This window comes from Pseudomonas sp. AN3A02 (assembly GCF_011765255.1).
Taxonomy (GTDB): domain Bacteria; phylum Pseudomonadota; class Gammaproteobacteria; order Pseudomonadales; family Pseudomonadaceae; genus Aquipseudomonas.
In genome coordinates this window covers 605099-625586 of the sequence record NZ_JAARNI010000001.1, presented here as the reverse complement: position 1 = coordinate 625586, position 20488 = coordinate 605099, and the positions used below count along the sequence as shown (strand labels likewise).

Sequence of the window (20488 nt, the reverse complement as noted above, 5' to 3'; positions counted from 1 at the left end):
GCTTGCTCGCAGGTTCTGCCGTGACCAACCTCAATCAGCCCGCCACACCCGCTATTCGCAGTGTCCTTGTCGCCTTGATGATGGCGATCTTTCTCGGGGCCCTGGACCAGACCATCGTTGCTGTATCCATGCCGGCGATTTCCGCCCAGTTCCATGACGTCAACCTGCTGGCCTGGGTGATCTCCGGCTACATGGTGGCGATGACCGTGGCGGTGCCGATCTACGGCAAGCTCGGCGACCTGTACGGGCGCCGGCCGATGATGCTGATCGGCATGGGCCTGTTCACCCTTGCTTCGCTGTTCTGCGGCATGGCCCAGAGCATGGAGCAGCTGGTGCTGGCGCGGATCCTCCAGGGCATTGGTGCCGGTGGGATGATTTCGGTCAGCCAGGCGATTATCGGTGACATCATTCCGCCCCGTGAGCGTGGGCGTTACCAGGGTTACTTCAGCAGCATGTACGCGGTGGCGAGCGTGGCCGGCCCGGTGTTGGGTGGTTACATGACCGAGTACCTGTCGTGGCGCTGGGTGTTCCTGATTAACCTGCCGCTGGGCGCGGGTGCCTGGTGGGTGGCCCATCGCACGTTGGTGGGGCTGCCGGTGCCGCAGCGCAAGCCGGTGATCGACTATCTCGGCACTGTGTTGATGATCGTCGGTTTGACGGCGCTGTTGCTGGGCATTACCGAAATTGGCCAGGGTCATCATTGGCGCGACGATGAAGTGCTGGGGTTGTTGGTTTGCGCGTTGGTGGCGTTGACGGTGTTTGTGTGGCACGAGCGCCGGGCGCGGGAGCCGTTGTTGCCGATGCACTTGTTTGCCAACCGCAGTGCGGTGTTGTGTTGGTGCACGATTTTCTTTACCAGTTTTCAGGCGATTTCCCTCACGGTGTTGATGCCGCTGCGTTACCAGACTGTGACCGGTTCCGGTGCTGACAGTGCCGCTTTGCACTTGCTGCCGCTGGCGATGGGGTTGCCGATGGGGGCGTATTTTGCCGGGCGTATGACTTCGGTGACTGGACGCTATAAGCCGATGATTCTGATGGGTGCTTTCCTGAGTCCGATCGCGATTCTCGGCATGGCGCTCAGTGCGCCGCAGGCTGTGGCAGTGACCAGTTTGTTTATGTTGCTGTGTGGGATTGCCGCCGGGATGCAGTTTCCGACTTCGCTGGTGGGGACGCAAAATTCGGTGGAGCAGCGGGATATTGGGGTGGCTACCAGCACCACGAATCTGTTTCGTTCCCTGGGCGGTGCGGTCGGGGTGGCGTGTATGTCGGCGCTGTTGTTGGCGTTGTTGCAGGATTCCAGTTTTGCGCACCTGGCCAGTGGGGCGTTGGTGGCTGAGGGGAGTTCCGGGAATGTGCTGTTGGATGGTTTGAATGCGGCGCCTGGGCCGGCGCAGGATGCGTTGCGGGGGGAGCTGCTTGTGACCTTCAGGCATTTGTTGATGGTGAGTGCGGGGGTTTCGTTGTTGGGGTTGGCGGCGGCGATTGCCATGCCTAATCGGGTGTTGCGGGGGCGGGAAGATAAGGCCAGGTAGTTTTGTGTACATATCCGTTATTTAGGTAACGGCCGCCTATGGTTCCGCTCTTACAGCGGGTCACTTTTGGCAAACGCCCGGAATGCCGGCCCAGCCAAAAGTAACCAAAAGGTCTTTGCCCCACCACTCGGTGCCTCGCCTGGGCTCGGCATGCCCGCACTCCGGCCCGGTTCCGCGGGCCGCCGCGACGGGCCATCCATGGCCCGGCGCGGCTAAATCGGCTTCCCTGCCGATTTACCCGCTCCACCGTGCCTACTTGCGGCCAGCGTGGTTGACGGGGCCCGCAGATCAAAATCAAAAGCAGATCAAAAGCCAGAGCACAGCGGCCTACAGGCCGGCTTGAGTGTTAAGAGCGAAAGCAGAGCTGCTTTCCTGTAGGAGCGAGCTTGCTCGCGAAAAACCTGAGACCGCCGCGTTCATCCAGAATGCCCGCGTCATCGTTAACGACCTTCGCGAGCAAGCCCGCTCCCACATTTGGACCGTGCCCGCTTTGGCTTTTGCTGTTGATTTACAACACTCAAGCCGGCCTGTAGGCCGCTGTGCCCTTGATCTGCTGTTGATCTTGATCTTAGGCGCCCCGTTAAACCACGCTGGCCGAACGCAGGCTTTGGAGCGTGGGTAACCCGGCAGGACGCCGGGTTAGCCGCGCTGGGCCAAGGATGGCCCATCGCGGCGGCCCACGCTCCAAAGCCGGAGTGAGGGCACACCGAGCCCAAGCGAGGTGCCGAGTGGTGGGGCAAGAGCGTTTTGCTTACTTTTGCGCTCTTCAAAAGTGAGCCGCTGTAAGAGCGGAACCCATATCAGCCCCAACCCAAAAAACGGATATACACCCATCAAGGACTGTAATACCCCACAGCCACCATAAAATGCCCAGCCTTGCGCAAGTACGCATGCTTGTTCTCAACCTTCCCGGTCACCGGATTTTTCCAGCGGTACTTGTATTCCCCCTGATCCTGCTCCGCCATGACCGCCAATATCGGCTCACCCACCGGCTTCCCGTCGGGATCCTTGATCTTGCTGAAATCCGTATTCACCAACCGCGGAGTCGTGCCATGAGCGACGTAGCGCTGGGTGTCGAGGTCAACCACAAACACATACAAATCGTCCTGCAGAAAACCCCCCTGCATGTCGTTGATCGCCTTCAGCGTCCCAACCGGGTCCTTCTCCAGCGCCTTGACGGCTTTGTTTCGCAGGGCTTTGGCATGTTCCGGCGTCGCCCGCGGCAGGTAGTAGCCGACGGCCAGAATCCGCTGCCCAACACGCTGGTAATACACATGTTTGCGCTCAACCTTACCGTCATTCCAATTCTGCCAACGGTAATCGGCCTGCTGAATGCCACTGCCCTCAGGCACCCCCAACGCATCCTTGAACGACTTGTTCAAATCCGGCCCCAGCACCTCGGAAACATTGCGCCCGATCAACGCAGAAGAGGGCCCGCCACTTGCCAGCAGCACGCCCTTGGTGTTGACCACGAACACATAACGGTCCTGATCGACGAACTCACCCTGTCGGCTGAACGCCGCAAAGGCTTTGTCGCCATTGCTCTGGTAATACGCCAAGGCCTTTTCCAACAAGGCCTTGGCGGCTTGGGCATCCGCCTCCTCAGCGGTGGCGGCGTGCACCTGGCCAAAACACAACAGCAGCAGCCAGGTGGCTCGGAGCATTGCCTTCATTACCCGTCCCTCGTTCTTGTTGGTGTGCCAAGAGCGTAGACGGTTTACCGGCCAATCAGAACGGTTTGGTCGGCAGGTATTTGCCATCCAGGGTGATCACCGCGCGGGAGCCGCCGTCCGGGTCTTCGACCTTCTTGATGTCCAGCTTGAAGTTGATCGCGCTGATGATGCCGTCGCCAAACTGCTCGTGCACCAGGGCCTTGAGGGTCGAACCGTAGACCTGCAGCATTTCATAGAAGCGGTACATGGTCGGGTCCGTCGGCACACCGCCGGGGAAGCTGCCGCGCAGGGGCACGGTTTGCAGCAGGCGGCTGGCGTCCTGGTCGAGGCCGAGCTTGTCGCAGACCACATCGGCAGCGTCTTTCGGCAGTGGATGCTGGCCGAGCAGGGCGGCGGTGACGAACGCCAGGCTCAGGCCGGTGCCGTCGGTGAGGTCCTGCCACGACAGGTTCTTGCGCGCCTTGATGTCGATGACGGTGTCGGCCAGGGCCAGGCGAGGGGATTGGGCGAATTGGGATTGCAACATGATGATTTCCTCTTGGGGTTGAATAAGGTTCAAGCCGCGTGGGCGCGGGTGGTCGGGTGGTCGAGCAGGGACACGAAGCGCCCGCTGCGGCCATCCAGGGCGTCGATGCCGCCGCTTTCAATATCGTAGACCCAGCCGTGCAGGCTCAGCCGGCCTTGTTCCAGGGCCAGGGCCACGGAAGGGTGGGTCTTGAGATTGGCCAACTGGGCGACCACGTTTTCCCTCACCAGCGAGTTCAGCCGGTCGGCGTCGGAGGCGTGAGTGCGGGCGGCGTTGATCACCTTGGCCGACTCGGCGTGGCGCAGCCAGTTGGCCACGGCAGGCAAGTGGTCGAGGCATTTGCAGGTGGAAATGGCGGTCATGGCGCCGCAGTCGGAGTGGCCGCAGATCACGATGTCGCTGACGCCGAGAACGGCTACCGCGTATTCGACGGTGGCCGACACGCCGCCGGGCTCTGGTCCGTAGGACGGCACGATGTTGCCGGCGTTACGGATTACAAACAGGTCACCAGGCTCCTGCTGGGTCAACAGCTCCGGGACTACGCGGCTGTCGGAACAGGACACGAACAGCGTGCCGGGGTTTTGTGTGGTAGCCAGGTGCTTGAACAGGTCGCTGCGTTGAGTGAAGGCTTCACCCTGGAACTTGCGAAAGCCGTCGATGAGGTCTTGCATGGTGGTTCTCCTTGCGTCGCTGATGGGGCAAGGATGGAAGTTTTCAGCTATAGCGTCCAAGACCGGCTTATTATAGTTTCTATAAGTCATGCCTATAGTTGGAGCCATTCATGTTGCTGCGTCATATCCGCTACCTGCTGGCCGTCGCCGAGCACCGTAATTTCACTCGGGCGGCCGAGGCGCTGCATGTGTCGCAGCCGACCTTGTCGCAGCAGATCAAGCAACTGGAAGATACCTTGGGCGCACCGCTGCTGGATCGCTCCGGCAGAAGCGTCAGCCTGACCGACGCGGGCGAGGCTTATGTGCGGTTTGCGCGCCTGGCGTTGCAGGATCTGCAGGCCGGCACCCGCGCCATGCATGACGTGCAGGACTTGAGCCGTGGCAGCTTGCGCCTGGCGATGACGCCGACCTTTACCGCTTACCTGATCGGGCCGTTGCTGGCCCGATTTAACGGGCTGTATCCGGGAATTACAGTGAGTGTCGAGGAACTGACCCAGGACCGCATGGAGGCAGCACTGACGGAAGATTTGCTGGATATCGGCATCGGTTTTACCGGCGAGCATTTGCCGGATATCGCGTGTGAAGGGGTGTTTGTCGAAGCGTTGAGTGTGGTGGTGAGTTCTGGCCATGCTGATATCGGCCAACAGTCGTGGCTTCAGCAACCGCTGGTGTTGCTGAACTCAGGCTTCGCCACGCGCCGCTATATCGATGAATATTTTCGCAGCCAGGCGGTGAAACCTCTGATTGCCGTGGAGGCCAATTCCATCAGCGCGATTATCGAAATCGTACGGAGCACCCAGTTGGCGACCATCCTGCCCAGTGCGATTGCCCAGGTACAACCGGGGTTGCAGGCGGTGCCGCTAAGCCCGCCGTTGCCGCAACGCACGGCGGCGTTGCTCAGTCGCAAGGGAGGCTATCGCAGCGCCGCGTGCAGGGCGTTTGTCGATCTGGTCAGGGCGCAGCCAACCACTGATTGATGATGCCGTCATACACCCCGGTCACCGTGCTCAAGTGCAGCCACTGGTCCACATAACTCTTCCATGCCACGTCATCGCGAGGCAGTAAAAACGCTTTCTCGCTGTATTGCATGTAGCGCTCGGGATTCACCGCACACAGCCCCGGCTTGAGTTTTTGCTGATACCGGGCTTCGCTGGCGTCGGTGATCATCACGTCGGCCTTGTTGGCCAGCAGCTCTTCGAAAATCGTCACGTTGTCCGGGAACAGCGTCAGCTGTGCCTTACCCAAGTGCGCCCGTGCAAACACTTCATTGGTACCGCCCGAAGGCTCGATCACCCGAACCTGCGGCTGGTTGATCTGCTCCACCGTCTGATAGCGCTGCACATCGGCGCAGCGCACCAGCGGGATCTTGCCGTCGACGCCCAATGGCTGGCTGAAAAATGCCTTCTTCTGCCGTTCGAGGGACACCGAAATACCGCCCACCGCAATATCACAGCGCTGGGCCAGGAAGTCCGGCATCAGGGTTTTCCAGGTGGTCGGCACCCACTTCACCTGCACCCCAAGGCTCTTGGCCAGGGATTGGGCCATGGCGACGTCGATGCCTTCGTAGCTGCCGTCCGGGCGCAGATAGGTGTAGGGCTTGTAGTCGCCGGTGGTGCAGACGGTCATTTCACCGCGTTGCAGCACTTCATCCAGGCGCGACACGGGGCTGTCGGCTAGGGCCTGGGCGGACAGGCCGGCCAGCAGGGAAAGGGTCAGCAAAGCTTTCATGCGGTCGGGTCCTTGGGCATGAGCAGGGACGCCATTATTTGCAAATGTTTAGCCACGGCACAACCAAACTCCGTCAAGACTGGATTTAACGGCTTAACCTCGCGTGTGAGGCTGCCCGGCATCTCTTCACTGTGATTTGCGCATGGACGGTTCCCCCGACACACACCCTGAGACATCGCCAGGCGCTACCGCGTCCAACCGTCCGGATCGTCGTCGGATCACCGCTGATGCGCTTCCCTCCGAGCTTGCCTTCTGGGCGCTGTGGCATTGCCGCCACGCACGCCCACCGGACACCTTTCTCCTACGTTGATTTGCCCCATGGATGCCCCGCGCATCTGCCCGGCAGCGCCTGCGCGCCTGCCTGACGCGAACGTATGAGAATGCCCATGAGCACGCCCTTTGCCACCCTGCACGAAGCCCAATCCTTTCTTGAACAGAACCCGGATATCGAGATGTTCGAGCTGTTCATCCTCGATAACAACGGCGTGCCCCGGGGCAAGCTGTTGCACCGCGATGAACTGCTGGCGGTGTATGAAAGTGGCCGGCCGCTGCCGAGTACGATCCTCGGTCTGACCATCAATGGCGACGACGTGGAGAACTCCGGGCTGGTCTGGGAAGTCGGCGATATCGACTGCCGCGCCTACCCGGTCAGCGGCAGTTTGCAGCGCATGCCCTGGCGGCTGATCCCGACGGCGGCGGTGCAAGTCAGCATGCACCCCACCGAAGGCATGCCCGCCACCGTGGCCGATCCCCGGCACTTGCTGGCCAAGGTGATCGACGACCTCAAGGCCGACGGCTATTACCCGGTGATGGCAGCAGAGCTGGAGTTTTATTTGCTCGACCAGAAACCCGACAGCAACGGCCGCCCGCAACCGGCGCGGGATGTCGATGGCGGCCGCCCGCGCTCGACCCAGGTCTACGGTTTGCGGGAGCTGGAACAGATCGAACCGTTCCTCGCCGACCTCTACAGCGCGTGCAAACTCCAGGGCATTCCGGCGCGTACGGCGATTTCCGAATACGCCCCGGGCCAGGTGGAAATCACCCTGGAACATCGCGGCGATGCCCTGCAAGCCATGGACGAGGCGGTGCGTTACAAACGGCTGGTCAAGGGCGTGGCCCACAAGCACGGGATGACCGCGTGTTTCATGGCCAAGCCTTTCGATGATCTGGCCGGCACTGGCATGCACATGCACGTCAGCCTGGCGGACCGCGACGGCAATAACCTGTTTGCCAGCGAAGCTCCCGACGGCACGCCGCTGTTGCGCCATGCGGTGGGCGGCATGCTCAGTACGTTGCTCGACTCGTTGCTGATGTTTTGCCCCAACGCCAACTCCTATCGGCGCTTCCAGACCAACAGCTACGCGCCGCTGGCCGCCACCTGGGGCGTGGACAACCGCACCGTCACACTGCGGGTGCCCGGCGGACCGGCGTTTTCCCGGCATATCGAACACCGCATCTGCGGCGCCGACGCCAATCCGTACCTTGCGGCGGCGGCGATTCTGGCCGGTATCCATCGGGGTATCCGCGAACAGCGCGACCCCGGCGCGCCGGTGGAAGGCAACGGTTACGCCCAGGCCAAGGAGTTGTTGCCCACCGATTGGCTGACCACCTTGCGCGCACTCGAGGGCTCGGCCTGGGCGCGGGAAGCGTTTGGTGGCGAATTCCTTGGCGTGTACCTGGCGGTCAAACGGGCCGAGTACCGCCAGTTCATGGGCGAGGTGGGCGAGCAGGATTGGCGCTGGTATTTGCATCAGGCCTGAAGATGAAGCCCTGATCACAGACAGTTAACAGACAGGCTGTGCGCTGGATACTGGCTCGGTACGAACGGCGAACAATCCTTCGACCTTTTTTTCACGAGTCAGTGGTTAAGCTGCGAATGTCTGATCCATTAACAGAGTCGTGTGATGCCGTCGCAACCGCCGTCTTCCATCGAGATTGAATTTGCCGAACGCACAGGCCAGGAGCATGCCCGGGTCTGCGCCGACACGCGCCCTCCGGGTTTGCTGCGGCGCCTGGGGTTTTGGCGCGATGAGCAGTTGGTGCGCCGTGCGCTGAAAATCGCCGGCGAGCCGGGGCTGATTCTTGACCTGGCGTGCGGCACGGGGCGGTTTTGGCCGGTACTGGCCGAGCACACCAATCGGGTGATCCTCGCGTCGGACAACTCCCAGGACATGCTCGACCACGCCCGTACCCACCACGCGCCTGCCTTGCTCAAGCGGATCAAGACCTTCCAGGGCTCGGCGTTTTCCATCGGCCTGTCGGCCAACGCGGTGGACTGCATTTTTTGCATGGAGTTGTTTCGTCATGTGCCGACGGCCGAAGGGCGCCTGGCGCTGCTCGTTGAATTTCACCGCGTGAGTCGCGACACGGTGATCGTCTCGGTCAACAGTGACAGCGGCTATCGAGCGTTGCAGCCCGCCGGGACGCCACTCGCCAGCCACCGGGCTCAAGTGGAAGCCGAGTTTCGCCAGGCCGGTTTCAAGGTCCTCACTCAACAGGAGTTCATGCCCGGTTCGGCCATGTGGCGGGTCTATGTCCTGCGTAAGAGAGGATAAGCACCGACTGTCGGACTATTCTTCAGCTCCTGTAAGAGTTTTCATGGCGGATGCTGTACTGCGAATGCTCGCAACTCCCTTTCGCGATATATACTGCGCGCCATTCTTCAAGGGAGAGCCGTGTGGCCATCGATATTCACTGGATCTGCGACAACGATAGCCTCGGCCAGCACTGCGCCGAATGGCAGCAGTTGCCATTCGTCGCCCTCGACACCGAATTCATGCGGGTCGACACCTTTTATCCCATTGCCGGGCTGATCCAGATCGGTGATGGCGTTCGCGCTTACCTGATCGACCCCCTGACCATCGACAATTGGCAACCCTTGGCCGCCTTGCTGGAAAACCCGGCGGTGATCAAGGTGGTGCACGCCTGCAGTGAAGACCTGGAAGTGTTGCTGCGCCTGACCGGCAGCTTGCCGGTGCCGTTGTTCGACACCCAACTGGCGGCGGCGTATTTGAACCTCGGCTTCTCCATGGGCTATTCGCGGTTGGTGCAAGCCGTCCTCGATATCGACCTGCCCAAGGGTGAAACCCGTTCGGACTGGCTGCAGCGGCCATTGTCCGAGACGCAAATCAGCTACGCCGCCGAAGACGCGGTGCACCTGGCGGAAGTCTACACACGCCTGCGCCCGAAGCTTTCCGACGACAAATACGCCTGGGTCCTGGAAGACGGTGCCGAGTTGGTGGCCAACCTGCGCCGCGAAGTCGACCCCTACGAGGTCTACCGCGACGCCAAGCTGGCCTGGAAACTGTCCCGTGCCCAGCTCGCGGTATTGCGCGAACTGTGCGCCTGGCGCGAGCAGCAAGCCCGTGCCCGGGACTTGCCGCGCAACCGGATCATTCGTGAACACTCGTTATGGCCCTTGGCCAAATCCCAGCCGGATAACCTCGCCGCGCTGGGCAAAATCGAAGACATGCACCCGCGCACCGTGCGCCAGGACGGCGAGTTCCTGCTGGGCCTGATCAAACGTGCCAGCAGCGTGCCCATGGACCAGTGGCCACCGGCGGTCGCCGAGCCATTGCCGGTGGACGCCGCCACGCTGATCAAGCAACTGCGCGCCCTTGGCCAGACCGAGGCTGAACGCCTGGACATGGCGCCGGAACTGATGCTGCGCAAGAAAACCCTCGAAGCCCTGGTCAAGAGTGGCTACCCCGAGGGGCCATACCAATTGCCAGATTCGCTGCGTGGCTGGCGCCGCGAATTGATGGGCCAGGCGCTGCTGGACAGCCTGGCCACTGCCGGAGAACAGCCTTGAAACGTATCTGCTCCATCTATCGCAGCCTCAAACGAAACGAGATGTACCTCTACGTGCTGAAAAGCGATGCACTGGAGCGCGTGCCGGAAAGTCTGCTGGCCGCTTTCGGCAAACCGCACCACGCCTTTGACCTGGTGCTGAGCCCGGAGCGCAAGCTGTCCCGCGAGGACATCACCGTAGTTCTGGAGAACCTCGAGAAGCAGGGCTACCACCTGCAAATGCCGCCGGCCGAGGACGAGTACATCGAACACTTGCCCGAAGAGCTGCTGCGACGGAATGACCCGATGTGATCGGTCAGTGCCCCGTCCGGGGCACATTCATCAATGGAATTCAATTTTTGGCGGCGGCCGCAAGGGACAGTGAAGTGGACCGGCGGCCGCCTGCAGTGTTTTTGAAAGGTTTGAACCATGCGCGTTCTGATTGCTGAACACGATCACCCGCTGTACGCCCGGCTGCTGCGCGAAGCGGCGCCGGACCTTGAGGTCATGACCAGCGGCGACTCCGCTGAATTGTCGCGCCTGGCGGCCGACTGCCCGGTGTGGCTGGGCCAGCCGGATCTCCTGGCCACCTTGTTGCGCCAGGGCCATCAGCCACAATGGCTGCAATCGACCTGGGCAGGCATCACGCCGCTGCTGGCTGAAGGCCTGCCCCGGGATTATCGCCTGACCCGCGCCGTAGGCATTTTTGGCCAGGTGATGGCCGAATACGTGCTGACTTACATGCTCGGCCATGAGCGTGAAGTGCTGGCGCGCCTGGTCAGCCAGGTCGAGCGCAAGTGGGATAACCGCATGGGCCAGAGCCTGGCGGGGCGCAAGGTGCTGATCGTGGGTACGGGTGATATCGGCCGTAGCGTCGCGCAATTCCTGCTGCCGTTTGGTGTTGAGTTGTATGGCATCGCCAGCGAAGCCCGTGAGCAGGCGCCGTTTATCGAAGTCGCCGGGCTGGAAGAGTTGCCGCGCCTGGTGGGCGAGGTGGACTACGTGGTAAACCTGCTGCCCAACACGCCGAACACCCATGATTTGTACAATGCGGCGTTGTTCAAACAGTTCAAGCCGACCGGGTTGTTCATCAACGTCGGGCGCGGTGTGGCGGTGGTCGATGCGGACCTGGTGGAAGCCTTGAAGGAAGGCCATCTTGCGGGCGCGGTGATTGACGTTTGCCGGCAAGAGCCATTGCCCCAGCGCCATCCGTTCTGGACCGCCTGGGGCTTGCTGCTGACTGGGCACAGCTCGGCGCCGACTTCGCCGGGGATGATGGTGCGGTTGTTTGTCGAGAATTTGCGGGCGTATCAGGCGCAGGAAACGTTGCGCGGCGAAGTGAGTTTCGAGCGCGGTTACTGATAGCGCGACGGCCCGGCGACGCATGTTGCCGGGCGCTTACAAATTTCTGCAAACACTAATCAGATGTCCGCTTTGCCGGTCGTATGTGAGGCTCGTACCCTTTTTATAATGGTACGTTCTCATGTTGAATGCTGGCACTGTACCCCTGTCTGCACGGGTAACTTCGGTCATTTACCCTCCTTCGATTGATCCGGCGGCGAGCTCGTCGACTCCGATCATTGCTACCGATCCCAACACGCAAATCAGTGCTCAAAACCCTCGACAACCGGGTCTTCAGGCTGCGTTGGGCGACCGCGAAAATTTGCATACCCTTGGGCAAAAACTCAGCGAAGTCGCCACCCGCCTGGGCGTGAATGCCAGGCCCCAGGCGGTGCTGGCTGCGTTGCAAACGACACCGATGCAGATACGCGCCGACTCGTCTTTCCCGGCTCAGGCGAATAAAGCCGCGACGCTAGAGACCTTTCTCAGAAGTATCGGCTTGGGGTTGCCCACCAATCATTTTCAACTGACCGGCCATGCCCACGCGGTGAGCGACAGGGCGTTGGAGCATCCGCTCGGCAATTTTGGCGGCGGGTTGTCCTGGCCTGTTCCCATGAGCGCCGGTCAGCTGCGCAGGGTGCTGGCGGCGGCGACCGACCATGGCAGCCAGAACCCCAATGCACCGCATATCGGCGCAAGCGTGGGTGTGCTGGAATATCTGAACGCGAACCAGCCTTTGTCTGGCGAGGCATTGACTGATCCTGCCAAGGCCCTCGAAACCCTCGTCAGCTCCACCCGGGGGCAGGCATTGGGGCAAGCCATCCAGGACCAGCTCGGGGGCGTCGCCACCCATGCCAGCGTGAACGAATACGCACTGAGCGCAATCCACCTGCTGCTGGATCCCGAGTCCATTACCGCGCCGCACCGCAACCGTGTGGCGGGTTTCGACCTCGCCCAACAAGCGCACTGGGGCAGGCCGGCTTCGGCAGTGCTCGAGCGCCTGAGCACTTACCTGCACGAAAATCACAAGACCAGTCCCGAGATGGCCAAGGCCGGTGCCTATCTGTTACTGGCAAGAAAGGCCCCCGAGTTTTTGATCAAGGACATTCCCGACCGTGTGACGTACGGCAGCCCGGCCTGGGTAAGCCTCACTGTCGCGGCGGCGGCCATAGAAGCGCAGTTCCCCGGAAAGGTGGCGCACATGACCTTTGCCCAGGTCATGTCCAGCGCTGAAAACGCGATGGTGACGAATCGGGCCGCCACTGAACACGCGCAGAAAGCGGCCCTGGTGGACTGGGGCGTGGTCAACGGGATTGTCACTGAGCAGCAAAGTGACCATTACAGCGCCGCCGAGATCGACACCGTAAGGACAGCGTTCAACGCACAACTGAAGTCGACGCTTGCGGCTACCGGTTTACTGGAAACCGCCATTCCGAGCCGTAGAGACATTGCCTTGGCTCACCTGAAGGAGCGGTTTGGAGAGGGCGTTCCCTTTGAAGAAAAACTGCTGAAGGTTGTCGACTCGAAACAATCTTCAGTCCAGCCGCTTTATGATCCGAACCGCGCACCTGCAGGGCATTTTTCGTTGCTGGATATCGCCATGAGCGGGCTTGGCCATTACAAATGGGAGAGTAAAGACCCGCGCGTCGTTGCGGCGATCAGAGGCAAGAGCCTTGATTTCGGCGTGAATGAAATTTTCAACGGACAATTCGAACAAGCGATCACCTCGCGCAAGCAAGGCGTTGGCACGACCATCAAGCACCTTGTGGCAACACTGCCACTGGCGGACCGAGAAAAGCTGGAGTTCGGAAAACTCGAGTTTTTTCAGAAAAACACTTACGAACTGGGCCTCGACTTCACCTCTAAAAAACTACAGGGCACGGAGAGCAAGCTGTGGGTCAAGGCCTCCAGAAAGGATGACGATACCGTTTATGAAATTGACTTGAAGGCAGGTGCAATCAAGGCGGTGCCACTCACGGAATTAACCAGACAAAGGGCGCGGGAAGCCAACAAGGTGTTCAAGACCGAACGCTTTACGCCCAAGGCTGTGAGCGATGCTGCCCTCAGCCAAAAAACTCAAGACCACTCATCAACGCCTCCCGCAAGCTTTTCCAGCGTGCGAACCCAGAGCATCGCCGACGCGTTTGTTGAGCATCTTGACCTCGACAGCGATGAGGTAAAGACCTACGCCAAGGGCGTCACGGCGTTCGATAAACAAATGGCAACCGAGTGGAACGTCACCAACTTCTTCCTGGACCTGATTCCCCTCAGGTCAGCCATTGTCAACTTTTCCAAGGGTAACCCTGTGGAGGGTGCAAGTGACCTGGCGCTGGATGTCTTCGGTTTTGTCACGGCCGGCGCAGGTGTGGCAGCAAAGGTTACGAAGGTCGGCGCCAAGGTTGCCAGCACCGCCGCCAAAGCCTTGCAGGTGGCAAAGGTGATCGGTGTGGCTGCTGTTCAAGCGTTCAACCCGTTGGATGGCGTGGGCGATCTGGTCGCGGGCGGTGCTCGGCTGCTGGGCAAGGGTGCCAGCTTTGTACGCTCAACCGGCGCAGAGGCGGTCGACAAACTCAAGGGCGCAAGCGGTAGCTATGACCTGTTGAAAGCGGCCAGCAAACACTATGACGCAGCGGCGTCGGGTACCTTCAAGGTTGCGGGCCAGAACGTTGATGGAGGCGCCGTACTCCACAGCGGTCGATGGTATGCGTTTGACGTGGACAGGATGCGGGCATACGGCAGCCCTCTTGAAGGGTTCACCCCGAAAACCAGTGCGATGGATGGCGCGATTATCACGACACCCATCGACCCCGGCAGCGCACTGAACAATCGGTTGTTTGGCGACTACAAGGTCCCTGAATCGAAAATTGCCGGGCTTGCGCGCAACAGTCAGGGCATCTATGTGGCGCCGGAGGGTCACCTGTCCCATATCCGCCATACCGATACCGCCGGCAACACTGCGGTGTACGAAGTACGGCAAGTGACTCGCACCGCCGACGATGCCGTGCAGGCGCAGATTTATCACAAGAACCGGCAAACGCCGGTGTTGGTGCAGCACCTTCAGGGGGACCAATGGCAGCGCCTGGGCGCCCGTGGCGGAAACGGGCCTACGGTCGCATCAGATCTGGGGCCCAGGATTGGCGGAGGCGGGGAGGGAGTAATCTACGAAAGTCTCGATGGGAAAAGCGTCTATAAAGACTATGGTCCTTCATCGTTGACACCTCCCGCCGGCTACGCCGATAACGAAACCCTATGCTTGAATAACTATTATGGTGAGGGATTCGCAGCAACAATGTATGAAAATGGTCGCCGCTATTTAAAGATGGGGAAAATAGACGGGGCTGATCTGAGCAAATTTTCCAAGGGAAGTTTGCCGCCAGAGGCTAGTTCGTTACTTGATGATGTATTCCGGGAAATGGAACAAAAAAATATTTATCATAATGACCTGCAACTGAAGAATTTTATGTACTCCGCAAAGGATAATAAAATTTATCCAGTGGATTTGAATGCACTGGAACGTGAGGAACTTGGGGCAATACTCTTTAATATGTATAAGCGCAGTAAAGAAGAACTGCGTAAAGCCTATGAAACGCTGATCGTAAAGCCGTCTTGACGTCGAAATTACACTTGGGTTAACCAACCCCGCTGTTTATAACAGCAGGGTTTTTTAAAGCCTCAACCCATTTTCAGGTCGTATTCAATCGTTGTGATTGAAATCGCCTTCCGACACCAGCTCACTCAATGGCTTGCGCGGGCTCGGGGTTTCCCGGGCTTGCAGGTACTCGGCCAGGGTTGATTTGTCACCCAGTTTGCCAATCGCCACGGCCGCGTGCAGGGCGTAACCTTCTGGTATCTTCAGTTCCTTGCGGGTCAGCTCTTGGTCGAAACCGGCCATGCCGTGGGTGTGCCAGCCGCTGAGGCTCGCTTGCAGCGCCAGGTGGCCCCAGGCCGAACCGGTATCAAAGGTGTGCCACAGGGCCGGGGTTTCTTCGGTGGCGCCCGGTACCAGGAAGTCGGTTTTCGACGCTACGATTACCAGTGCCGAGGCATGCTGCGCCCAGCCACGGTTGAATTCGTTCAGCAGGCCCAGGAAACGTTCCCAGTTCGGCGTGTCGCGGCGCGCGTAGAGAAAGCGCCACGGCTGCGAGTTGTAAGCCGATGGCGACCAGCGCGCGGCTTCGAAGAAGCTCAGCAGGGTGTCCACCGGGATGCTCTCGCCGGTAAAGGCGCGCGGTGACCAGCGGTCGGTAAATTGTGGGTGGATCGGGTAGTCGGCGACGCGTGGGTTGCTGCTCATTGGGCTGATCCTGATGAAAAACCGGGGTTCAAAACTACTTCGCCGCCGGGTGGCTGACAAGTCTTGTTCTACCGGCAGTCGTAAGCGCTTGGCCCCGGGGCCCATGGGCACTAGACTGGCGGCCTTTTAACATACCGATACTGATGTAGAGCCATGGCCGCTAAAGTCGAACCTTTCTGGATCCGCAAAACCCTCGAACAACTCGACCAGGATGAGTGGGAGTCGTTGTGCGACGGCTGCGGCCTGTGCTGTCTGCAAAAGCTCGAGGATGAAGACGACAACAGCGTCTATTACACGCGCATCGCCTGCAAACTCCTGGACCTGAAAACCTGCCAGTGCACCGATTACCCCAACCGCCGGGACTCGGTGCCCGATTGCATCCAGCTCACCCCGGGCCAGGCCGACCAGTTCAAATGGCTGCCGCCTACCTGTGGTTACCGGCTGGTCAGCGAGCGCAAGGAGCTGCCGCTTTGGCACCACTTGGTTTGCGGTGATCGCGACGTCGTGCACCAGCAACGCATATCCCAGTCCGGGCGCATGCTCAGCGAAGGCAGCGTGCCCGAGGATGACTGGGAGGATTACCTGATTTTCCGTGCGGGCTGAGAAGGAGTGTGTATGACGGTTGGAGCCAGGCTGGCGGCAAGCCTGCTGTTGCTCGCATTGAGTACGTCGGCATGGGCTGCGAAGAAAGTCGACCTGGACTATCACGTCAAGCTGCTGCCCCAAAGTGATCAGGCAGAGGTGCGCTTGAGCCTGTCCCAGGGCTCCGCGGTGCGCAGCCTCAACTTCGACCTGGGTCGCGACGGCGACTACAGCGACTTCAAGGCCGATGGTCAGTGGCAGGTGTTGCCCGGCAATACGCCGGGTGACAGCCGTGGCCTGTGGCAACCCGGCGCCGACAAGGCCAGCCTGACCTACCGTGTACGCCTGACCCACGCGCGCAAGAAAGGCGTTTACGAAGCACGCATGAGCCCGAGCTGGGCGCTGTTTCGCGGCGAAGACCTGGTGCCCGCCGCACGCCTGGATCAACAGGACGGCATTGAGCTGGTGTCGCGCCTGGTGTTTGAACTGCCCGCCGGCTGGAAAAGCGTCGAGACGTCCTGGCCGCGTATCGGCAAGAATAAATTTCGCATCGATAACGTTTCCCGCCTGTTTGACCGGCCTACCGGCTGGATGCTCGCCGGCAACCTGGGCAGCCGCCGGATGCGCCTGGGGGAAACCGAGATCACCGTGGCTTCACCTAAAGGCCAGGGTATGCACCGCATGGATGTGCTGACCTTGCTGACGTTTGTCTGGCCCCAAGTACAAGCGGCGTTCCCGCGGCACCCGGCAAAACTGCTGGTAGTAGGCGCCGGTGACCCAATGCGGCGCGGTGCTTACTCGGCGCGGGACTCGATCTACCTCAGCAGCCGTACACCGCTGGTCAGTGAAAACGGCAGCAGCCCGTTGATCCGCGAAGTGGTGCAGGCCATCGGTCGCTTCAACGACCATCAAGGCAGCGATTGGATCAGCGAGGGCTTGGCGCAGTATTACGCCATTGAACTGATGCGCCGTGCGGGTGGCATCAGCGACGATCGTTACGCCGCGATACAGGCCCGGCTGGCCAAGGAAGGCAAGGATGTGACCACCCTGCGGGTCGAGCACGCCAACGGCGCGACGGTGTCACGGGCGGTGGTGCTGTTGCAGGAGCTGGACCGCGAGATTCGTGTGAAAACCCACAACAAGCGCTCGCTGGATGATCTGACTCAGGCGCTGATGCGCTTGAACAGCATCAGCACAAAGGAGTTTGTGCAGTTGGGGGAGAGCATTATTGGCGAATCTTCGGTAGTGCTGGACACCAAGCTGCTGCACTGAAACCAATGTGGGAGCGGGCTTGCTCGCGAATACGGTGTGTCAGAAACACTTTCGATGACTGACACTCCGTATTCGCGAGCAAGCCCGCTCCCACATTTGATCGAGGTTAACCCGTGGTTTTGGTCGCTTTTTCGGCCGCCACTTCTGCCTTGGTCTTGAGGTTTTTCAATTCCTCACCGGCGCGTTCGATCTTGGTCCGCACGGTGTTCATCTCCTGGCGGCTGCGCTCCAGCAACTCTTTCGCCGAGCTGTGCCCGCTGATCCCGCGCGCCAGCGCCACGCCGCCAATCGCTACTTGGATCAAACCGAAAAAGCCGCCACGGCGCAGGCCTTTGCCCATCATCACTACACCGCCAGCCAGGGAGCCGATGCGTTCCCAGCCCTGGACGTTTTGCGTGGGCTGGCTCTCGAACGGCGTGGACCGGATAACGGGTCGCAGGGTTTTGCTGTCGCTCATGATCTGTCTCCAACAAGGGCTTATTGATATGCAACTGACTGCACACAGGCCTCGGACGTTCCCAAAAAATCAGTACTTGGGACCCGAACGGGTGTTGTTGCCCTTGGCCAAGCGGTCGTAGAGCACCACGTTGACGGTGGCGGCGAGGTTCATGCAGCCGGTGGTCGGGATGTAGATCACGTCTTCACACCAGTCGCGAATCTCTTTATCCAGGGAGCCGTCTTCCGGCCCGAAGATATACAGCGCGCGGTCCGGGTGGGTGTACTCGGGGAGAGGGCGTGCGCCTTCCACCAGCTCGACGGCGACGGGGATGCAGCCCAGGGGCAGGATCTTTTTCAGGTCGTCGATACCGATCAGCGGAATGTCGTGGTGGACCTTCTTGGTGTCGGTAATAAAGTCCCGGGCCCGCTCATAGCGCTTGCCGGTGTAGAACACCGAGGCCACGCCGTAGCAGCCGGCGGCGCGCATCACCGAACCGACGTTTTCGGGGGATTTGGGGTTGTACAGACCGATGCAACTGTAGCGTTTAGTGCCCACGGGAAAGGGTGCCTTCGAGAAAAGCCGCGATTATACGGCCTCGGGCTAATGTATTGCTTGGGCGATCGCTATCGCGGGCAAGCCCGGCTCCCACATTTGGAATGCATTCCCCTGTGGGAGCCGGGCTTGCCCGCGATGGGTCCTTCACATTCAGCGAAGATACTCAGTCGTCTTTCTTCATCAGCCCGGCCAGCGCCGCAAACGGGTTGTGGGTCGCCTTGGCAATCGTCGGGCTGCTGGTGGAGCCTTCGCCGAAATACTGCTGGTCGGTATAACGCGAGTGTTCGTTGTCGTGGCAATACAGGCAAAGCAACTCCCAGTTGGAGCCGTCCTGGGGGTTGTCGTCATGGTTGTGGTTGCGGTGGTGCACGGTCAGTTCGCTCAGGCGCTTGCCGGCGAATTCGCGGGCGCAGCGGCCGCACACGTGGGGGTACATCTTCAGGGCTTTGTCGCGGTAGCCCATTTCCCGGTCACGCTGGGCATCGGCGAGGATGCGGTCCAGCTTGGCGGTGTGGGAGGGCGGGTTGGTCGAGCTCATCATGGCTCCTGTCTTTTAGTGGATCACGGATAGCATTGATTCTAGCTGCTTGCGCGGTAATTAGCCCTTGGCTTTTTCGGTTGTAGGACCGGCTGTAGGACCTGATTATTTGTAATTGAATGTTTGAGCCGGTCCCGAAAACACGCGGCCAAATCAACGTCGACTGCCCTGTCATTAAATGTGCGTAGGGTTGCAACTTCCCTGAAATTGTTCGTCGCCAAGCTGCCGCCCCTCACAACTAACGGGTCCGACCATGCAGTCGGAGCCTGACCAAGGGGAGGTTGAAATGTCGATATTTTCCGCACGTCTCACGCTGGGCGCCACTGCGCTGCTTGGTGCCGTCCAGGTGCTCGCCGGGACTGTCACTACGGACGGCGCCGATCTTGTCATCAAGACCAAGGGCGGCCTTGAGGTGGCAACCACGGATGATCAGTTCGCTTTCCAGATTGGCGGCCGCTTGCAGGCGGACTTCGATACCTTCGACGGGCTATACACCGAAAACGGTAGCCGCGCCGACGCTGCCTATTTTCGCCGCAGTCGCCTGGAAATGTCCGGCAAGGCCTATGGCGTCTGGGGCTACAATTTTGCCCTGGAGTTGAGTAGTACAGATACGCCGATCAAGGAGGCCACCATCCGCTATCTGGGGCTGGATCCGGTGAGGTTCAAGGTCGGCCGTTTCGACCCGGACTTCAGCCTTGAGGGCGCTACCAGTTCCAAGTGGACCACCGCGATCGAGCGCAGTGTGCTCAACGACCTTGCGCCTTGGGTCAGTGACCGCGATGAAGGCTCGGGGGCACAGGTGTCGGGGGTGGCGGGAATGTTCTACGGCTCGGCGAGTGTCCTGCGCCCGTCTTCTAACAAAGACGCCGATGGCAAGGGCGCCAATAACTACAACCTGCGCTTGGTGTTTGCGCCTCTGGCGCGGCCGGGGCATGTCCTGCACTTCGGGCTGAGCTACGCCTACAGCGACGCCGAGAGTTTCGACGGAAGAATTCGCACCCGCCTGGGTGTTCGGGGCGTGTCGCAGACCACACACAACGGCAACCGTCCGGAACTGGCACCCAAGACCCTGGGTGCCTTTGACGGCGATTCGGCCGCCAGCTTGGAATTTGCCTACGCCGCCGGACCATTTTCCCTGCAGGGCGAGTATCTGCGGCGACAGTTGGTAGCCAAGTCTGGCGTCAGCAACCATGACCGTGATGCCACCGGCTACTACGGCCAGTTGGCGTATACCCTGACCGGCGAGGCGAGGGGCTATAAGCTCGACGGTGGTAAATTCGACCGGATCAAAGCGCAGGATAAACACCTCGGTGCCTGGGAAGTCTTCTATCGTTATGACCACCTCAATGTCCGGGAACACGATTTGTTGGATAACGCCGCCAAGGTGCACACCTTAGGTGTGAACTGGTACGCCAACGACGCAGTGAGAATCTCGGCCAACTACGTCAAGGCTTCGTCCGACGGCTTCGGGAACGCCGTCGGCGATCAGGACGGTGATGCCATGGCCTTGCGCGTGCAGTACGTGTTTTGAAGGATTGCCTCCATTGA

At 60.4% G+C, this 20488-nt stretch carries 19 protein-coding genes; 11 read left to right on the top strand and 8 right to left on the bottom strand.

Going from position 1 to position 20488, the window contains the following annotated elements:
• Nucleotides 1-20: 20 nt before the first annotated feature.
• Entirely contained in the window at nucleotides 21-1532 is a 1512-nt protein-coding gene (locus HBJ59_RS02935; RefSeq protein ID WP_076015892.1) for an MDR family MFS transporter, read from the top strand.
• An 833-nt stretch (nucleotides 1533-2365) separates the two neighbouring features.
• Here the strand turns inward: HBJ59_RS02935 and HBJ59_RS02930 are convergent.
• Genes HBJ59_RS02930 through HBJ59_RS02920 form a run of 3 tightly spaced genes read right to left on the bottom strand, consistent with a single transcriptional unit; the run spans nucleotide 2366 to nucleotide 4402 of the window.
• Nucleotides 2366-3205, bottom strand: coding sequence for a cache domain-containing protein (locus HBJ59_RS02930; protein WP_076014822.1), 840 nt, complete (start codon nucleotides 3203-3205; stop codon nucleotides 2366-2368).
• A 55-nt stretch (nucleotides 3206-3260) separates the two neighbouring features.
• Nucleotides 3261-3731 carry a cyanase gene (gene cynS, locus HBJ59_RS02925; protein ID WP_003210659.1) on the bottom strand — a complete coding sequence of 157 codons (471 nt, stop codon included), beginning with the start codon at nucleotides 3729-3731 and terminating at the stop codon, nucleotides 3261-3263.
• A gap of 29 nt (nucleotides 3732-3760) precedes the next feature.
• A complete protein-coding gene (locus HBJ59_RS02920) occupies nucleotides 3761-4402 on the bottom strand; it encodes a carbonic anhydrase (protein WP_063032552.1) in 642 nt (213 codons plus the stop codon).
• A gap of 110 nt (nucleotides 4403-4512) precedes the next feature.
• Here HBJ59_RS02920 and cynR point away from each other — a divergent pair, with 110 nt between their 5' ends.
• The gene (cynR, locus tag HBJ59_RS02915; protein WP_076014820.1) at nucleotides 4513-5379 is read left to right on the top strand and encodes a transcriptional regulator CynR; all 867 of its coding nucleotides are present in this window, start codon (nucleotides 4513-4515) and stop codon (nucleotides 5377-5379) included.
• On the opposite strand, the gene HBJ59_RS02910 is transcribed toward cynR, so the two are convergent.
• The gene (locus tag HBJ59_RS02910) at nucleotides 5354-6130 is read right to left on the bottom strand and encodes a transporter substrate-binding domain-containing protein (protein ID WP_167662730.1); all 777 of its coding nucleotides are present in this window, start codon (nucleotides 6128-6130) and stop codon (nucleotides 5354-5356) included. The two genes, cynR and HBJ59_RS02910, sit on opposite strands and share 26 nt — an antisense overlap.
• Nucleotides 6131-6516: 386 nt before the next feature.
• Here HBJ59_RS02910 and HBJ59_RS02905 point away from each other — a divergent pair, with 386 nt between their 5' ends.
• From HBJ59_RS02905 to HBJ59_RS02880, 6 genes are all read left to right on the top strand, one after another.
• On the top strand, nucleotides 6517-7890 hold the full coding sequence (locus tag HBJ59_RS02905) for a glutamine synthetase family protein (RefSeq protein WP_167662729.1): 1374 nt from the start codon (nucleotides 6517-6519) through the stop codon (nucleotides 7888-7890).
• A 144-nt stretch (nucleotides 7891-8034) separates the two neighbouring features.
• Complete coding sequence (locus HBJ59_RS02900) at nucleotides 8035-8685, top strand: class I SAM-dependent methyltransferase (protein ID WP_076014817.1); 651 nt, start codon at nucleotides 8035-8037, stop codon at nucleotides 8683-8685.
• 122 nt (nucleotides 8686-8807) lie between these two features.
• Nucleotides 8808-9941, top strand: a complete 1134-nt coding sequence (rnd, locus tag HBJ59_RS02895) for a ribonuclease D (protein WP_167662728.1) — start codon at nucleotides 8808-8810, stop codon at nucleotides 9939-9941.
• The gene (locus HBJ59_RS02890; protein WP_003210667.1) at nucleotides 9938-10231 is read left to right on the top strand and encodes a YcgL domain-containing protein; all 294 of its coding nucleotides are present in this window, start codon (nucleotides 9938-9940) and stop codon (nucleotides 10229-10231) included. The genes rnd and HBJ59_RS02890 overlap by 4 nt, the downstream gene beginning before the upstream one ends.
• A gap of 117 nt (nucleotides 10232-10348) precedes the next feature.
• Entirely contained in the window at nucleotides 10349-11281 is a 933-nt protein-coding gene (locus HBJ59_RS02885) for a D-2-hydroxyacid dehydrogenase (RefSeq protein ID WP_076014816.1), read from the top strand.
• Nucleotides 11282-11402: 121 nt separating this feature from the next.
• Nucleotides 11403-14870, top strand: coding sequence for a hypothetical protein (locus HBJ59_RS02880; protein WP_167662727.1), 3468 nt, complete (start codon nucleotides 11403-11405; stop codon nucleotides 14868-14870).
• Nucleotides 14871-14954: 84 nt separating this feature from the next.
• On the opposite strand, the gene HBJ59_RS02875 is transcribed toward HBJ59_RS02880, so the two are convergent.
• Nucleotides 14955-15554: a nitroreductase family protein gene (locus HBJ59_RS02875; protein ID WP_076014814.1), complete on the bottom strand. Its 600-nt coding sequence runs from the start codon at nucleotides 15552-15554 to the stop codon at nucleotides 14955-14957.
• A gap of 153 nt (nucleotides 15555-15707) precedes the next feature.
• Here HBJ59_RS02875 and HBJ59_RS02870 point away from each other — a divergent pair, with 153 nt between their 5' ends.
• Nucleotides 15708-16157, top strand: coding sequence for a YcgN family cysteine cluster protein (locus tag HBJ59_RS02870; protein ID WP_076014813.1), 450 nt, complete (start codon nucleotides 15708-15710; stop codon nucleotides 16155-16157).
• A 12-nt stretch (nucleotides 16158-16169) separates the two neighbouring features.
• Nucleotides 16170-17408, top strand: a complete 1239-nt coding sequence (locus HBJ59_RS02865; RefSeq protein ID WP_167662726.1) for a hypothetical protein — start codon at nucleotides 16170-16172, stop codon at nucleotides 17406-17408.
• A gap of 106 nt (nucleotides 17409-17514) precedes the next feature.
• On the opposite strand, the gene HBJ59_RS02860 is transcribed toward HBJ59_RS02865, so the two are convergent.
• From HBJ59_RS02860 to HBJ59_RS02850, 3 genes are all read right to left on the bottom strand, one after another.
• The gene (locus HBJ59_RS02860) at nucleotides 17515-17865 is read right to left on the bottom strand and encodes a DUF2892 domain-containing protein (protein ID WP_076014811.1); all 351 of its coding nucleotides are present in this window, start codon (nucleotides 17863-17865) and stop codon (nucleotides 17515-17517) included.
• 69 nt (nucleotides 17866-17934) lie between these two features.
• Nucleotides 17935-18402: an RNA methyltransferase gene (locus tag HBJ59_RS02855; protein WP_167662725.1), complete on the bottom strand. Its 468-nt coding sequence runs from the start codon at nucleotides 18400-18402 to the stop codon at nucleotides 17935-17937.
• Between the two features lie 163 nt (nucleotides 18403-18565).
• Entirely contained in the window at nucleotides 18566-18940 is a 375-nt protein-coding gene (locus tag HBJ59_RS02850; protein ID WP_003210675.1) for a YajD family HNH nuclease, read from the bottom strand.
• 286 nt (nucleotides 18941-19226) lie between these two features.
• Between HBJ59_RS02850 and HBJ59_RS02845 the strand changes: the two genes are divergently transcribed.
• On the top strand, nucleotides 19227-20471 hold the full coding sequence (locus tag HBJ59_RS02845; protein WP_167662724.1) for an OprO/OprP family phosphate-selective porin: 1245 nt from the start codon (nucleotides 19227-19229) through the stop codon (nucleotides 20469-20471).
• The last annotated feature ends 17 nt before the right edge of the window (nucleotides 20472-20488 follow it).

What these genes read in the sequence shown, in the direction of transcription:
- HBJ59_RS02930 (WP_076014822.1), bottom strand. Translation starts at nt 3,205, where the DNA reads ATGAAGGCAATGCTCCGAGCCACCTGGCTGCTGCTGTTGTGTTTTGGC.
- cynS (WP_003210659.1), bottom strand. Translation starts at nt 3,731, where the DNA reads ATGTTGCAATCCCAATTCGCCCAATCCCCTCGCCTGGCCCTGGCCGAC.
- HBJ59_RS02920 (WP_063032552.1), bottom strand. Translation starts at nt 4,402, where the DNA reads ATGCAAGACCTCATCGACGGCTTTCGCAAGTTCCAGGGTGAAGCCTTC.
- cynR (WP_076014820.1), top strand. Translation starts at nt 4,513, where the DNA reads ATGTTGCTGCGTCATATCCGCTACCTGCTGGCCGTCGCCGAGCACCGT.
- HBJ59_RS02910 (WP_167662730.1), bottom strand. Translation starts at nt 6,130, where the DNA reads ATGAAAGCTTTGCTGACCCTTTCCCTGCTGGCCGGCCTGTCCGCCCAG.
- HBJ59_RS02905 (WP_167662729.1), top strand. Translation starts at nt 6,517, where the DNA reads ATGAGCACGCCCTTTGCCACCCTGCACGAAGCCCAATCCTTTCTTGAA.
- HBJ59_RS02900 (WP_076014817.1), top strand. Translation starts at nt 8,035, where the DNA reads ATGCCGTCGCAACCGCCGTCTTCCATCGAGATTGAATTTGCCGAACGC.
- HBJ59_RS02885 (WP_076014816.1), top strand. Translation starts at nt 10,349, where the DNA reads ATGCGCGTTCTGATTGCTGAACACGATCACCCGCTGTACGCCCGGCTG.
- HBJ59_RS02880 (WP_167662727.1), top strand. Translation starts at nt 11,403, where the DNA reads ATGTTGAATGCTGGCACTGTACCCCTGTCTGCACGGGTAACTTCGGTC.
- HBJ59_RS02875 (WP_076014814.1), bottom strand. Translation starts at nt 15,554, where the DNA reads ATGAGCAGCAACCCACGCGTCGCCGACTACCCGATCCACCCACAATTT.
- HBJ59_RS02870 (WP_076014813.1), top strand. Translation starts at nt 15,708, where the DNA reads ATGGCCGCTAAAGTCGAACCTTTCTGGATCCGCAAAACCCTCGAACAA.
- HBJ59_RS02865 (WP_167662726.1), top strand. Translation starts at nt 16,170, where the DNA reads ATGACGGTTGGAGCCAGGCTGGCGGCAAGCCTGCTGTTGCTCGCATTG.
- HBJ59_RS02860 (WP_076014811.1), bottom strand. Translation starts at nt 17,865, where the DNA reads ATGAGCGACAGCAAAACCCTGCGACCCGTTATCCGGTCCACGCCGTTC.
- HBJ59_RS02850 (WP_003210675.1), bottom strand. Translation starts at nt 18,940, where the DNA reads ATGAGCTCGACCAACCCGCCCTCCCACACCGCCAAGCTGGACCGCATC.
- HBJ59_RS02845 (WP_167662724.1), top strand. Translation starts at nt 19,227, where the DNA reads ATGTCGATATTTTCCGCACGTCTCACGCTGGGCGCCACTGCGCTGCTT.